The sequence below is a fragment of the Maricaulis sp. genome, from assembly GCF_030149235.1.
Classification (GTDB): Bacteria; Pseudomonadota; Alphaproteobacteria; order Caulobacterales; family Maricaulaceae; genus Maricaulis.
On record NZ_JASBRW010000024.1, the window covers coordinates 42,537 to 55,856 of the forward strand.

13 protein-coding genes are annotated in these 13,320 nt (G+C 62.7%); 5 read left to right on the plus strand and 8 right to left on the minus strand.

Annotation, left to right across the window (positions count from 1 at the left end; translation table 11 throughout):
• Window positions 1–3: 3 nt before the first annotated feature.
• Entirely contained in the window at window positions 4–1,092 is a 1,089-nt protein-coding gene (locus tag Q1V51_RS03865; protein WP_300553111.1) for an NADH:flavin oxidoreductase, read from the plus strand.
• On the opposite strand, the gene Q1V51_RS03870 is transcribed toward Q1V51_RS03865, so the two are convergent.
• Window positions 1,089–1,463, minus strand: coding sequence for a hypothetical protein (locus Q1V51_RS03870; protein WP_300553113.1), 375 nt, complete (start codon window positions 1,461–1,463; stop codon window positions 1,089–1,091). The genes Q1V51_RS03865 and Q1V51_RS03870 overlap by 4 nt on opposite strands.
• A 132-nt stretch (window positions 1,464–1,595) precedes the next feature.
• Window positions 1,596–2,552: an ABC transporter ATP-binding protein gene (locus Q1V51_RS03875; RefSeq protein WP_300553116.1), complete on the minus strand. Its 957-nt coding sequence runs from the start codon at window positions 2,550–2,552 to the stop codon at window positions 1,596–1,598.
• A 78-nt stretch (window positions 2,553–2,630) separates the two neighbouring features.
• On the opposite strand from Q1V51_RS03875, the gene Q1V51_RS03880 reads away from it, so the two are divergent.
• The 4 genes from Q1V51_RS03880 to Q1V51_RS03895 all read left to right on the plus strand — a co-directional run bounded on the left by Q1V51_RS03880 (window position 2,631) and on the right by Q1V51_RS03895 (window position 7,398).
• Window positions 2,631–2,828 (plus strand): zinc-finger domain-containing protein, encoded by a 198-nt coding sequence (locus Q1V51_RS03880; RefSeq protein ID WP_300553119.1) that lies wholly within the window; start codon window positions 2,631–2,633, stop codon window positions 2,826–2,828.
• 42 nt (window positions 2,829–2,870) lie between these two features.
• Window positions 2,871–4,352 (plus strand): SLC13 family permease, encoded by a 1,482-nt coding sequence (locus tag Q1V51_RS03885; protein ID WP_300553122.1) that lies wholly within the window; start codon window positions 2,871–2,873, stop codon window positions 4,350–4,352.
• 77 nt (window positions 4,353–4,429) lie between these two features.
• Entirely contained in the window at window positions 4,430–7,216 is a 2,787-nt protein-coding gene (gene polA / locus Q1V51_RS03890; RefSeq protein ID WP_300553125.1) for a DNA polymerase I, read from the plus strand.
• The gene (locus tag Q1V51_RS03895) at window positions 7,216–7,398 is read left to right on the plus strand and encodes a hypothetical protein (protein ID WP_300553128.1); all 183 of its coding nucleotides are present in this window, start codon (window positions 7,216–7,218) and stop codon (window positions 7,396–7,398) included. Before polA ends, Q1V51_RS03895 begins: the two co-directional genes overlap by 1 nt.
• A gap of 190 nt (window positions 7,399–7,588) precedes the next feature.
• On the opposite strand, the gene Q1V51_RS03900 is transcribed toward Q1V51_RS03895, so the two are convergent.
• The 6 genes from Q1V51_RS03900 to Q1V51_RS03925 all read right to left on the minus strand — a co-directional run bounded on the left by Q1V51_RS03900 (window position 7,589) and on the right by Q1V51_RS03925 (window position 13,278).
• Window positions 7,589–8,107 carry a DUF1254 domain-containing protein gene (locus Q1V51_RS03900; protein WP_300553131.1) on the minus strand — a complete coding sequence of 173 codons (519 nt, stop codon included), beginning with the start codon at window positions 8,105–8,107 and terminating at the stop codon, window positions 7,589–7,591.
• On the minus strand, window positions 8,104–8,679 hold the full coding sequence (locus Q1V51_RS03905; protein ID WP_300553133.1) for a DUF1214 domain-containing protein: 576 nt from the start codon (window positions 8,677–8,679) through the stop codon (window positions 8,104–8,106). The genes Q1V51_RS03900 and Q1V51_RS03905 overlap by 4 nt, the downstream gene beginning before the upstream one ends.
• 57 nt (window positions 8,680–8,736) lie before the next feature.
• Window positions 8,737–11,133 (minus strand): DNA topoisomerase (ATP-hydrolyzing) subunit B, encoded by a 2,397-nt coding sequence (gyrB, locus tag Q1V51_RS03910; RefSeq protein WP_300553136.1) that lies wholly within the window; start codon window positions 11,131–11,133, stop codon window positions 8,737–8,739.
• A 102-nt stretch (window positions 11,134–11,235) separates the two neighbouring features.
• Window positions 11,236–11,970: a CPBP family glutamic-type intramembrane protease gene (locus Q1V51_RS03915; protein ID WP_300553139.1), complete on the minus strand. Its 735-nt coding sequence runs from the start codon at window positions 11,968–11,970 to the stop codon at window positions 11,236–11,238.
• Window positions 11,971–12,009: 39 nt separating this feature from the next.
• Window positions 12,010–12,633 (minus strand): LysE family translocator, encoded by a 624-nt coding sequence (locus Q1V51_RS03920; protein WP_300553142.1) that lies wholly within the window; start codon window positions 12,631–12,633, stop codon window positions 12,010–12,012.
• 6 nt (window positions 12,634–12,639) lie between these two features.
• Window positions 12,640–13,278 (minus strand): TetR/AcrR family transcriptional regulator, encoded by a 639-nt coding sequence (locus tag Q1V51_RS03925; protein WP_300553145.1) that lies wholly within the window; start codon window positions 13,276–13,278, stop codon window positions 12,640–12,642.
• Window positions 13,279–13,320 lie beyond the last annotated feature (42 nt).

Genomic DNA, 13,320 nt, shown 5'->3' on the forward strand with positions numbered 1-13,320 from the left:
CTCATGACCGATCCCTTCTCCCCGCTCTCCCTGGCCCATGGGCCGGACTGGTCCAACCGCTTCATGCTGGCGCCGCTGACCAATCTGCAAAGCCACAAGGACGGCACGCTCTCCGATGATGAGTTCACCTGGCTGACCAAGCGTGCCGAGGGCGGGTTCGGGGCGGTGTCGACCTGTGCCAGCCATGTGCGCGAGCGCGGTATCGGCTTTCCCGGCCAGCTCGGCATCTGGGGTGATCACCATCTCGAGGGCCTGACCCGTCTGGCCTCGGCCCTCAATGCGGCCGGTGCTCACTCCATCGTGCAATTACACCATGCCGGTATGCGCACCCCGGCCGAATTCATCGACGGTCCGCCGGAATGCCCCTCGGATAATGAGAAACACGGCGCCAAGGGGCTGAGCACGGACGAGGTCGAGGCGCTCAAGGATGATTTCGTCGCTGCCGCCAAACGGGCCGAGCAAGCCGGCTTCCATGGCGTCGAGCTGCACGGCGCGCATGGCTATATCTTGGGCCAATTCATCAGCCCGATGATTAATCAGCGCGACGATAAATATGGCGGTTCGCTGAAAAACCGCAGCCGCATTCTGTTCGACCTGATCGAGCGCGTGCGGGCTGAATGCGGTCCGGATTTCAGCCTCGGTGTGCGCCTGTCACCGGAACGTTTCGGCATGCAACTGGGCGAGATCCTCGAGATCGTCGAGCGCCTGTTTGCCGGCCAGGCCATTGATTATCTCGACCTGTCGCTCTGGGACACTTTCAAGACACCCGAGGAAGAGGGTTTCAAGGACAAGCCCCTGCTCAAGCACTTCACGGCGCTTGATCGCGGCCAGGTCCGCCTCGGCGCGGCCGGAAAGATCTCGACGGCCGCGGATGTATGCCGGGCGCTGGATGGAGGGCTCGACTTCGTGGTGCTGGGCCGCAGCGGCATCCTGCACCATGACTTCCCGCGCCAGATGCAGGCCGATGCCGGTTTCGAGCCGGCGGCGCTGCCGGTCAGCCGGGAACATCTCAAGGCGGAAGGCCTGGGCCCGGCCTTTATCGACTATATGGCGAGCTGGGAGGGTTTTGTCGCCAGCGAGGAGACGGCCTAGTATAGCCCGTCCGCATCACCGTCGCCGTCCACATCGCCGGAACCGCGGCGGCCACCCAGACTGTCCGGATCGGGGTCGTCATCGCGGCGGCGTTTGCCGCCCTGTTTGGCGCCATAGCCGGTCAGCCCCATACCCCAGTCCTTGTCAAAACCTTCGACACCGCGATTGCGGAAGCGCACTTTCGGACCCGGCCGCATCAGCCAGGCGTAGACAATAACGGAGAAGACAGCGCTAACGGCGATCAGGGTGAAGGCAAAGCCGGCACCCGCAGCGCCTTGCGGCTGGGCGTAGATGCCGAAGAACCAGGTCAGCGCGAGAAAGATCGGCACCGCCACGGCGAGTGCGAAAAAGCGTCGAATTGCCATCATCATGATCTGTCCTCCCAGCTTGCATCTTGCCCTTTCAGGGCAGGGCGAGACTGGCGTCAAACTGTGCCGGAAATCGGGCAAGGATTACGGGATTGGGCTCCTGGCTGTCCCACTTTCACCCGAGCCGGAAAACCGTCAGTCTTGCCGATTGTAGGTCAGCGCCAGGAAGACATCTTCCAGGTCCGGCTCCTCGGTCCGCAGATCATCAATGCGGCCGCCCGAGGCCCGGAATTTCTCGATCATGTCCGCCACGGATTGCTGGCCATAGCGATAGGTGATGGCCAGGGCGCCATCTTCGCGGATTTCTGCCTCGTACTCGCTGAGCTCGCCGGGAACGGCATTGAGGGCTTCAACCGGCTCGATCACCAGCGTCTTCTTGTCCATGCGCTTGAGGAGCTGTTCCTTGGGCTCGCAGGCGACGACCTGACCCTGGTCGATGATGGCGATCTGGTCGCACAGCTCCTGGGCTTCTTCCAGATAGTGGGTGGTAAGGACAATCGTGGTGCCGCGAGCATGCAATTCACGCACATACTCCCAGAGCTGCCGGCGCAGTTCGATATCAACACCAGCTGTCGGCTCGTCCAGCACCAGAACGGGGGGCGCGTGGACCATGGCCTTGGCCACCAGAAGGCGGCGCTTCATACCGCCGGAAAGCTGGCGCACATAGGCGTCGCGCTTGTCCATCAGCCCGACCGCTTCGAGCAATTCCTCGGTGCGGCGTTCGGCCTTCGGCACGCCGTAGAACCCGGCGATCAGTTCCAGGGTCTCATAGGGCGTGAAGAACACGTCCATATTGATTTCCTGGGGAACGATGCCGATCGCCGCGCGCGCGGCTCGACTGTCCTTGTCGATATCAATGCCCCAGGTCCGGACCGTGCCCGAGGTTTTCTTCACCAGGCCGGCAAAGACATTGATGAAGGTCGACTTGCCCGCACCATTGGGCCCCAGCAGCCCGAAAATCGAGCCACGCGGGATTTTCAGATCGATACCCCTGAGGGCCTCTTTCGGCGGCGCCTTGGCCGATCCGGCATAGGTCTTGCGCAGATCGATGGCTTCAAGGGCGAAATCAGGCAGTTTCAATGTGTCGGACATGTCGGCTCGCGATTGACGGGCACGGGGTTGGCGCCATAGTTAGGGTCCTCTTTTCGTCCTGTCCATGAGGGCTTGTCCATGGCTGAAGCTGCCAATTCCATTCCGCCGTCGGAAATCATCGTCACTTCAGAGCATCGTATCGCCTGTGATGGCGGCGGCGGCGCGCTCGGCCATCCCAAGGTTTTCCTGGAAATGGGCGAGGGCGATTTCGTGGAATGCCCCTATTGCGACCGCCGCTTTGTGCGTGCCGGTTCCAGTGAAGACCCGAACGCCTAAGCCCCCGATATTGTGACAGGCACGCTCAGTCAGCGGATCGGTTTGATCCTAGGTCTGGTGCTCGCGGTCGGACTACAGCTCCTGCCGCGCCCGGAAGGATTGTCCGCTGAAGCCTGGCTGCTGGCCTCGCTCGGCCTGATGATGGCGAGCTGGTGGGCCACCGAAGCGCTGCCGATCGCCGCCACGGCGCTGGTGCCCATCGCCCTCTTCCCGCTGCTGGGCATTACCTCGACCGGCGCTGCCACCGCACCCTATGCCAGCCCCATCGTCATGCTTTTGCTGGGCGGGTTCATCGTCGCCCTGGCGATCGAGAAATGGAATCTGCACGCCCGTATCGCGCTTAATGTGGTGAAGACATTCGGCTCGCGACCGGCCGCCCTGGTGGGTGGTTTCATGGTCGCCTCGGCCCTGCTCTCCATGTGGATCTCCAACACGGCGACAACGCTGATGATGATCCCGATCGCGCTCAAAGTGGCCGAGGAAGTGGACCGCGAAGGCGCGACCTCGGCCGGTTTCGCCACGGCGCTGGCCCTCGCGGTCGCCTATGCCGCCTCCATCGGCGGCATGGCCACGCCGGTCGGGACACCGACCAATCTTATCGGTATCGGTTACCTGGAAAACGAGTTCGGCCGCTCGATCGATTTCGCCCAGTGGATGGCGATCGGCCTGCCGGTGGTGATTGTCATCATTCCCATCGCCTGGCTGATCATCACCAAATGGGTGTTCAAGCTGAAATCGGGCAGTGAAAGCGCCGCGGCGCGCGAGCATCTGCAGGCGGAAATCAAGAAGCTCGGCCCGATGACGGCACCGGAATTCCGCGTTGCGCTGCTGTTCGGTACCGTTGCCATCTTGTGGGTGGGCCGGGTCCTGCCCGGAGAGCTGATTGGTCAGCCCGGCATGGACTGGGGCTGGAATCCGCTCCTGGCCTGGCTTTCGACCCGGCTCGACCTGCCGATCACCCTCGCCCTCGGTAACACCCAGATCGCCGTCATGGGCGCACTTCTGGCCTTCCTCATCCCGGCCGGCGGCAAGGAAGGCCAGGGCCGGGCCCTGATGGACTGGCAGGGCGTGTCGCGCCTGCCCTGGAATGTCATCATCCTGTTCGGCGGCGGCCTCTCGCTCGCCGCGGCCCTGTCTTCAACGGGCCTCGCCAACTGGCTCGGCGGTCAGATGAGCTTCCTGGAGACCTGGCCGACGCCGCTCCTGGTCCTGGCCATGGTCGCCGTCGTTGTTTTTCTGACCGAGGTGACCTCCAACGTCGCCACCACCACGGCCTTCCTGCCGGTGCTCGGCGTCCTCGCAGTCAATGCCGGCGTGCCGCCGGAGCATCTCGTCGTCCCGGTCGCGATCGCCGCCTCGACCGCCTTCATGCTGCCGGTCGCCACGGCGCCGAACGCCATTGTCTACGCCTCCGGTGCCGTCACCCAGGGCCAGATGATCAAGACCGGCTTCCGCATCAACCTGGCGGCCATTGCGGTGATCAGCGTCATCGGTGTGCTGCTGGCGCCGGTGTTCTTCGGTTAGGCCTTCAACACCTGCCCCATTAACCCCGCGCCGCAGCCGCGGTAGTGTCGCGACTCAATTCTGCGGGGAGCCTCCTTATGGCCATCAATCGACCGGTCGACGAAAACTCTCATGTCTATCTGATCGACGGGTCGGGCTATATTTTCCGGGCCTATCATGCCCTGCCGCCGCTGACCCGGTCGGACGGGACGCCGGTCGGGGCGGTGCAGGGCTTCTGCAACATGCTGTGGAAGCTGCTGGAGGACCTCAAGGGGGAGGACCAGCCGTCCCACCTGGCGGTGATTTTCGATCATTCCGGCAAGTCCTTCCGCAATGATCTCTACCCGCAATACAAGGCCCATCGTCCGCCGGCGCCGGAAGATCTGGTGCCGCAATTTTCCATCATCCGCGATGCCACCCGGGCTTTCGGCACGCCCTGTATCGAGATGGAGAATTACGAGGCCGACGACATCATCGCCACCTATGCCCGCATGGCCGAGGCCAAGGGTGCGGACGTCACCATTGTCTCCTCCGACAAGGATCTGATGCAGCTGGTCTCCGACCGCGTCTCCATGTTCGACGCGATGAAGAACAAGCGCATCCAGGCGCCCGAAGTGGTGGAGAAGTTCGGTGTCGGGCCGGACAAGGTGATCGACATCCAGTCGCTCGCCGGCGACAGTGTCGACAATGTGCCCGGTGTGCCCGGCATTGGTGTGAAGACGGCCGCCCTGTTGATCAATGAATACGGCGATCTCGACACGCTCCTGGCCCGGGCCGAGGAGATCAAGCAGAAAGGCCGGCGCGAGAAACTGCTCAACCATGCCGATGATGCCCGCATTTCGCGTGATCTGGTGACGCTGAAGGTCGACACGCCGGTCACCAATGACATGGCCGAATTCGGCCTCTCCGAGCCGGATCCGGAGACCCTGGTCGGCTTCCTCAAGGAGATGGAATTCCGCACTTTCACCCGCAAGGTCGAGGAGGCGCTGGGCGCCCCGGCGGCGGATGAAAGCGGCGATGCCACCGCCCCGATCGACCGCTCCAAATATGAGTGCGTCACCGAGATGGCGGATCTGGAGCGCTGGATCGCGCGCGCCGGTGAAGTCGGCCATGTCGCGGTCGACACCGAAACCGATGCACTTTCGGCGACCGCCTCCGGCCTGGTCGGGATTTCCCTCGCCACCGCGCCGGGCGAGGCCTGTTATATCCCGCTCGCCCATATCGACCCGGAAGGCTCCGGCGACATGTTCGACACGGGTGCCGCGCCGGACCAGCTCGATATGGACAAGGCCCTCGCAGCACTCAAGCCGATGCTGGAAGATCCGGCCATTCTCAAGATCGGCCAGAATTTCAAATATGATCTCGGCGTGCTGTCACGCTATGGCATTGATGTCGCGCCCTATGACGACACCATGCTCTTGTCCTATGTCATCAATGCCGGGCTGGAAAAGCATGGCATGGACGCGCTGGCGGAGAAGCATCTCGGTCATCAATGCATCCCCTTCAAGGAGATCTGCGGCAGCGGCAAATCCCAGATCACCTTTGACAAGGTGCCGCTCGACAAGGCGACGCTCTATGCCGCCGAAGACGCGGATGTGACCCTACGCTTGTGGGAGATCCTCAAACCGGCCATGGTCGGGCGCAAGAAGGCGACGGTTTACGAAACCCTGGAACGGCCGATGCCGGCGGTGCTGTCGGAAATGGAGCGCGCGGGCATCAAGGTCGACCCGGACCAGCTGCACCGCCTCTCCTCCGACTTCGCCCAGAAAATGGCCGCCGCCGAAGCCGCCGCGCATGAGGCGGCAGGGCGTGAATTCAATGTGGCGTCACCGAAGCAAATTGGTGAAATCCTGTTTGGTGAAATGGACTTGCCCGGTGGCAAGAAAACCAAGACCGGGGCCTGGTCGACCGACGCCAAAGTGCTCGATGAGCTCGCCGGGGCGGGCCATGCCATGCCGGTCGCGCTCTTGGAATACCGCCAGTTTGCCAAGCTGAAATCGACATATGCGGACGCGCTGCTAGATCACATCAATCGTCAGACGGGCCGCGTCCACACCTCCTTCTCGCTCGCCGCGACGACGACCGGTCGCCTGTCCTCCACCGAGCCCAACCTGCAAAACATCCCGATCCGCACCGAGGAAGGCCGCAAGATCCGGGAGGTTTTCATCGCTGAACCGGGCAATGTCCTGGTCGCCGCCGACTATTCCCAGGTCGAGCTACGCCTGCTCGCGCATATCGCCGGTGTCGATGCGCTGAAACAGGCCTTCCGCGACGGTGTCGATATTCACGCCATGACCGCCTCGGAGGTTTTCGATACCCCGATCGAGGGCATGGACCCAATGGTCCGCCGCAAGGCCAAGGCGATCAATTTCGGCGTCATCTACGGCATTTCCGCCTTCGGCCTGGCCAATCAGATCGACGTGTCCCGCGAAGAAGCCAAAGCCTTTATCGACGCCTATTTCGAGAAATTCCCGGGTATTCGCGCCTATATGGACGCGATGAAACAGCAGGTTGCCGACACCGGCTATGTCGAGACGATTTTCGGCCGCCGCGCCCATTTCCCCTCGATCAAGGACAAGAACCCGAACATGCGCATGTTCGCGGAACGCCAGGCCATCAACGCCCCGATCCAGGGCTCGGCTGCCGATGTGATCCGCCGTGCCATGATCCGCATGCCCGGCGCCATCACCAAGGCCAATCTCGACGCCCGCATGCTGCTGCAGGTGCATGACGAACTCGTCTTCGAAGTCCCCGAGGCCCAGGCGGATGACCTCATCGCCCTGACCCAGGATGTGATGATGAATGCCTGCCGCCCGGCGCTGGAGCTCAGCGTGCCGCTGGTGGTGGATGCGAAGGCGGGGGCGACCTGGGGTGAGGCGCACTAATGCTGAATGACCGCCTCGGCGACGGCCTGTTTTTGATTTGGGTGGGGGTGGTCGGAGGAGTACTTGGCGGTGCGGCTTTTGCCTTAGATCCATCAAGCCGCGCGGTTATCGTGCTGATTTTATCAGTCGGATTCCTGATCATCGGCCTATTGATGCGATGGCTGCGCGGCGCACGCTCATGAGGTTTCCCGGCGAGACGGGCGTGCGCTATCGCAATAAGCCATTCGCCGGGCTCCACCGCGGGCGGGGGAGCTGGGCTTGAGCCCGCAGGGATCAAGGTCTGAGGGGGGCAAAGCGCCTGCCCTCACTTCCCCCCTGCGTCCCTTCGGGACACCTCCCCCGTCCACGGGGGAGGCCGGAGCTCGGTTCAGGCTAAATTGGCGAACAATCAAACCGGCGGCGGTCAGTATCAGTGGCTTCAAACGCCTCCGGATCGGCCCAGATACGGCGGTAGAGGATGAGGCCGGTATCGGTAGGCGCCTCGATCACGCCCTCGCCGGACGCCTGACCCCGCGCAGCGAGCGTATAGGTCACCACCCCACCCTCCATATCGCGATCATTGACCACGGCGTAGTTATTGGTGCGATTGTCGAAAAAGCTCACCGAGGCATAGCCGCCATCACTGGGTGCCGGGGCGGTGACGGTCATCGGGCCGTTGGAGACATCGAACAGGCAGCCGGAATAGAGGATGTCCGGGCTCGGCCGTACGACCGAGCGCGCGGTTTCGTCGATCGGAGGGGCGTGGCCCTCTTCATTGGCGACACCGCCGAGGACCTCGAACCGTTCCATCGCCTGGGTCATGATGAAACCGGGCAGGAAGCCGAGCATGAGCTGGAAGCCGAGGACCAGGCCGACCAGGCCGGCGGCAGCGGGGATGAGCCAGCGGGTCATGAGGCACCTCCGCAGGTCAGGCGCTCGACGGCGGGCAGCACCGCCACACCCGGATCGGCGACAATCGACTCGGACGGATTATACAGCCGCAGGGTCAGATTGAAGGCGCCGCCATTTTCCGGGCTGACCCAGAAGCCGTCGGCCTGTTGGCGCGAAACGGTGACCGCAAAGTTCTGCTGCTCGCCGGCATCCTGGGCCGAGACGGAATGCGCTTCCAGCCCGTTGACCGGCAGGAAATCGTCCTCGGCATAGAGCGTCAGGCTCCACCAGCGCGCATCGGGCTGGGCGGTGAACACCACGCGGTAATCGCATGTTTCATCCAACGTCCGGCCGTCGCTATCGGTGTCGGCGCTGAAATACACCGTCTCCTCGCGTGACATCGCCAAAAGGCCACGGCGGGCAATGATGGAGCGGACAATATCGGGCGCATCGGGCGATCCGATATGCACATTCGTCCGCCAGGGATCGACCTTGACCCCTCCGAACTCGGCCGGACCGAAAACGAGGAAGACCGCCAGACAGGACCCGATCACGAGGCCCGCAAGCGCGGTGAGGGCGCTGCGAATTATCATGGCGGCGAGGTTAGCCATGAAGCGCGGGCAAGGACAAGCGTGTCCGCGTTCAGGCGGTTACGCGTCGACCTCGGCCTCAAGCGCGTTCTCGGTGATGAAGTCGCGGCGCGGTTCGACCACATCGCCCATCAGTTTCGAGAACAGCTCGTCGGCCGTGTCGGCATGGGTCACAGAGACCTGCAGCAGGGAGCGCACATTCGGGTCCAGCGTGGTTTCCCAGAGCTGGTCCGGATTCATCTCGCCCAGACCCTTATAGCGCTGCATATTCATGCCCTTGGCACCGGACATGGTGACGCCGTCGACAAGCTGGGACGGGGAGTTGATGACCATGGTACCCGATTTCGGCGCGAACACCGCCGAGCCGGTATAATCATCGGCCAGGGCCGAGGCGCGCTCATTCAGGCGCTTGGCATCCGGCGCTTCGCGCAGATGCGCATCGAGCACCACGGTTTCAGTGACGCCGCGGACATCGCGCTGGAAGATCAGGCCATAATCATCGCCGAGCTCACCGGTCCAGCCATCCTCGCCCTCATCAGCGAAGCGGTTGAGGAAGCTGACTGCACCTTCAATCGCGTCCGCAGACGGGTCAGGCACCAGCGCACCGGCCAGGGCGGCGGCTTCCAGGGCAAAGCCCGGCGCACGCGCGGCGAGACGGTCGACGGAGAGCTTGACGACACGCGCCTGCTCAACCCGGTCGGCCAGGTCGGCCCCGGTAATAACCTCGCCATTGGTCAGGGTCAGCGCCGCGTCAGAGACACCTTCCTCGATCAGATAGGCGTCCATCTCGGCCTGGTCCTTCACATAGCGTTCGGACCGGCCCTTGGTGATTTTGTAGAGCGGCGGCTGGGCGATGTAGAGGTGACCGCGTTCGATCAGCTCGGGCATCTGCCGGTAGAAGAAGGTCAGCAGCAGTGTGCGGATATGGGCGCCGTCGACATCGGCATCGGTCATGATGATGACCTTGTGATAGCGCAGCTTGTCATAGTCGATCTGGTCACGACCAATTCCGGTTCCAAGCGCCGTGATCAGTGTGCCGACCTGTTCGGACGAGAGCATCTTGTCAAACCGGGCGCGCTCGACATTGAGGATCTTACCGCGCAGCGGCAGCACCGCCTGGTTTTCGCGGTGACGGCCCTGCTTGGCCGAGCCACCAGCTGAGTCACCCTCAACGATGAAGAGTTCGGACTTGGCCGGGTCCTTCTGCTGGCAGTCCGCCAGCTTGCCGGGCAGGGAAGTGATGTCGAGGGCGGATTTGCGCCGCGTCAGCTCACGCGCCTTGCGCGCCGCTTCGCGGGCGGCAGCCGCCTCGATAATCTTGCCGACAATCTGCTTGGCTTCGTTCGGATGCTCTTCAAACCATTCCGACAGCGCCTCGCCGATAATGCCCTCGACCGCCGGACGGACCTCCGAGGAGACCAGCTTGTCCTTGGTCTGCGAGGAGAATTTCGGATCGGGAACCTTGGCCGAGAGAACACAGGTCAGGCCTTCACGGGCATCATCGCCCGAGATCGCGACCTTGGCCTTGGCCGCCAGGCCGGAGGAGTTCGCATAAGAGTTGATGATGCGGGTCAGCGCAGCGCGGAAACCGGCCAGGTGGGTGCCGCCATCACGCTGCGGGATGTTGTTTGTGAAGCAGAGGACATTCTCGTGATAGCTGTCATTCCATTCCAGCGCCGCTTCCACCGACACGCCCTCACGCTCGCCCTGGATCAGCACAGGCGGGGTGAAAAGCGGGGTCTTGGTGCGGTCGAGATGGCTGACGAAAGCAGCCACACCGCCCTCATAGACCATGGTTTCCTCGAACGGCTCGGCATCGCGTTCATCACGCAGCACGATGGTGACACCGGAATTTAGGAAGGCCAGCTCGCGCAGACGGTGCTGCAGCGTTTCGCGCGAGAACTCGATCATCGAGAAAGTGTCGGAGGACGGGAAGAAGCGGACTTCCGTGCCCTTCTGACCCTCGGCATCACCGATCACCTTGAGATCTTCCTCGGCCTCGCCGCGGCGGAAACGCATGTAATGCTTCTGGCCATTGCGCCAGATGGTCAGATCCATCCAGTCCGACAGCGCGTTGACAACCGAGACGCCGACACCGTGCAGACCGCCGGACACCTTGTAGGAGTTCTGGTCGAACTTCCCGCCCGCGTGCAGCTGGGTCATGATCACCTGGGCCGCAGACACGCCCTCTTCGGCGTGAATGTCGGTCGGGATACCGCGTCCGTCATCGCGCACGCTGGCGGACCCGTCCGCATGCAGCGTCACCGTGACGGCGGTACAATGGCCGGCCAAGGCTTCGTCGATGGCGTTATCGACGACCTCATAGACCATGTGATGGAGCCCGGATCCGTCATCGGTATCCCCGATATACATGCCCGGACGTTTGCGAACCGCGTCGAGGCCTTTGAGGACCTTGATGCTATCCGCGCCATATTCTTGATTCGGCTGATCAGTCATAGGGTTTTGTACCCTGTTCGCTTGACTCTGGCCATACGCGCGCGCACGCGTACGTGCGCGCGCGGACGGTCGCCTCAAACGATCACCGGCAAGCCAGCCCCGTCAGATCCAGTAGCCTGCCGCATTGGCCCAGCTATGCATCAGAACCGGCAGCAGAAGACTACCCGTCGCCGCCCGGATATAGGTCCAGAACACGGCATAGATCAGCGGCAGGATTTCAAAGGCGATGAAGACCACGCCCCAGTCCGCATCCACGCGCAAGGCGTGGGTAACGTAGAACAGAGCAACCGAAATCAGGGCGCCGAAGCCGAAGGGGGCACCGAGAATGTGGATCTGCGGCTTGAACGCCCGGTCCAGCATCAAAAGGAGCACGCCACGATAAACGAGCTCTTCGTCTAGGCTCGGCATGGTCATCTGGTAGGCCATGTCAATGACCGGCTCGACCTTCACGCCCGGCCAGTACCAGTAGACGAAAGCCGCATTGGCAAGAATGAAGACCACCGTGACCACATAGCCCAGCCCGACGGCGGGGCCGTTTTGCTTCCAGGTGAAACCCCATTCAGCCCATTTTCCGCGGAAGATCAGGGCAGCCACAGCCAGCGTCGTGGCCACGGCAGCGATCTTGCCCTCCCAGTTATAGCGGCCGCCCAGAATATCTGGGTAGATATCCCCGGCGACGCCAAGAAAGAGCACCAGCTTGGTGACACCGAAGAAGGCCACCGCACCGATCAGCCAGCTCCATTGCACGCGCCCGCGCAACAGCACGGCCGCGGCAACACACAACACCAGCAAGACCACCGCCTCGGCGATGACCTGATTGTAAATTCCAAAACTCATTATGTCCCCCGGTTGTCCCGTTTTAGGCACTATAGGCGCTTACCGCGTGAGAAGAACAAGGGAGATTGTGACCATCACCAGTCCCGTCACGATATCAGCACCACGCCGAACCGATGGCTTTTCCAGCCAGTCTCGGGCCCGGTGCGCCCCGATGATGTAGAGCGCGGCCGCCGGCACAGCGAGGGCGATCATGATCGCCACCATCAGCGCATAGGTGATCGGGGTGATCTGGTCGAGCGGCACAAAAGCCGGAACCAGGGTCAGGTAGAAGACGATCGGCTTGGGATTGGAGAGTGGCATGGCCACGCCCGCAACATAGGTCGCCGCCCAGCCGCGCTTGGACCCGGTGGGAAAGACCGGTTTGGGCCGCGCCCCCGTCCAGGCGCTCCAGAAAGCCTTGAAAGCCAGCCAGCCGAGATAGCTGGCCCCGATGATCTTGGCCGCGAGCCAGAACGGGCCGAGAGTTTCTGCCAATGCGGACAGGCCGGTCACCGCCAGGGTGAACCAGAAGATATCACCGGTGAGAATGCCCACGCCGTACATGCCGGCATGCCAGGGCCCGGTATCGAGCGTGCGCGCGATCATGGCGGCAATGCCGGGGCCGGGCGTCAGGAAGAGAATGACCAGCGCGCCGGCAAAGAGAAGCAGGTTTTCAAGCGTCATGCCGCGTCAGTCCGCCTCGGTGACGAGATAGCCATAGGCGAAATCGGCGATTGCCCGGACGAAGTCCAGATCGCTTACTGTCATTTGCGATCCGACGCCATCTTCCGGGTAGAGGGCTCGCTCGGTCAGGGCCGTGTTGAAATGATAGGACAGCATTTCCGCCGCCTCCTGACGGGGCCGCTTGATCTCGTCGGAGAAGGCATCGATCAAAGTGCCGTAGCTGTCCTGGCTCGCAGCGAGAAGCGCGTCCCATTCCTCCCCCACCAGGTCAGGCCGCAGCCGGGCATAAAGATGGGCCTCGCGGGCGACACCGCGTTCGCTCGTGAGGAAGGTCCAGGATTGCTCCGTCAGCTGGCGCAGAACAGTTTTCAGCCCGCCCTCCGGCTCGACCACCACACCGCCAGCCGAGCCCATAAAGGCATCCAGCCGCTGTTTGTAGATTTCGAACAGGACCGGAATAAAAGCGTCCTTGTTTTCAAACCGCCGGTAGACCGTGCCGACAGCCAGACCGGCTTCGCGGGCGATATCCGCCACGGTGACCTCGGCAAAGGACCGCTCGCGCAATAGGCACTCCAGTGCTTTCAACAGCTTGTCGCGTGTAGCACGCGATCTTGATTGCAATGCCGGGCGGGCACCTTGACTCACCGTTCTTCACTCCGCATATGTGAATGCGAATACGCATTCACA

What these genes read in the sequence shown, in the direction of transcription:
- Q1V51_RS03870 (WP_300553113.1), bottom strand. Translation starts at nt 1,463, where the DNA reads ATGATGATGGCAATTCGACGCTTTTTCGCACTCGCCGTGGCGGTGCCG.
- Q1V51_RS03920 (WP_300553142.1), bottom strand. Translation starts at nt 12,633, where the DNA reads ATGACGCTTGAAAACCTGCTTCTCTTTGCCGGCGCGCTGGTCATTCTC.
- Q1V51_RS03865 (WP_300553111.1), top strand. Translation starts at nt 4, where the DNA reads ATGACCGATCCCTTCTCCCCGCTCTCCCTGGCCCATGGGCCGGACTGG.
- Q1V51_RS03900 (WP_300553131.1), bottom strand. Translation starts at nt 8,107, where the DNA reads ATGACCCGCTGGCTCATCCCCGCTGCCGCCGGCCTGGTCGGCCTGGTC.
- Q1V51_RS03895 (WP_300553128.1), top strand. Translation starts at nt 7,216, where the DNA reads ATGCTGAATGACCGCCTCGGCGACGGCCTGTTTTTGATTTGGGTGGGG.
- Q1V51_RS03875 (WP_300553116.1), bottom strand. Translation starts at nt 2,552, where the DNA reads ATGTCCGACACATTGAAACTGCCTGATTTCGCCCTTGAAGCCATCGAT.
- polA (WP_300553125.1), top strand. Translation starts at nt 4,430, where the DNA reads ATGGCCATCAATCGACCGGTCGACGAAAACTCTCATGTCTATCTGATC.
- Q1V51_RS03880 (WP_300553119.1), top strand. Translation starts at nt 2,631, where the DNA reads ATGGCTGAAGCTGCCAATTCCATTCCGCCGTCGGAAATCATCGTCACT.
- gyrB (WP_300553136.1), bottom strand. Translation starts at nt 11,133, where the DNA reads ATGACTGATCAGCCGAATCAAGAATATGGCGCGGATAGCATCAAGGTC.
- Q1V51_RS03905 (WP_300553133.1), bottom strand. Translation starts at nt 8,679, where the DNA reads ATGATAATTCGCAGCGCCCTCACCGCGCTTGCGGGCCTCGTGATCGGG.
- Q1V51_RS03915 (WP_300553139.1), bottom strand. Translation starts at nt 11,970, where the DNA reads ATGAGTTTTGGAATTTACAATCAGGTCATCGCCGAGGCGGTGGTCTTG.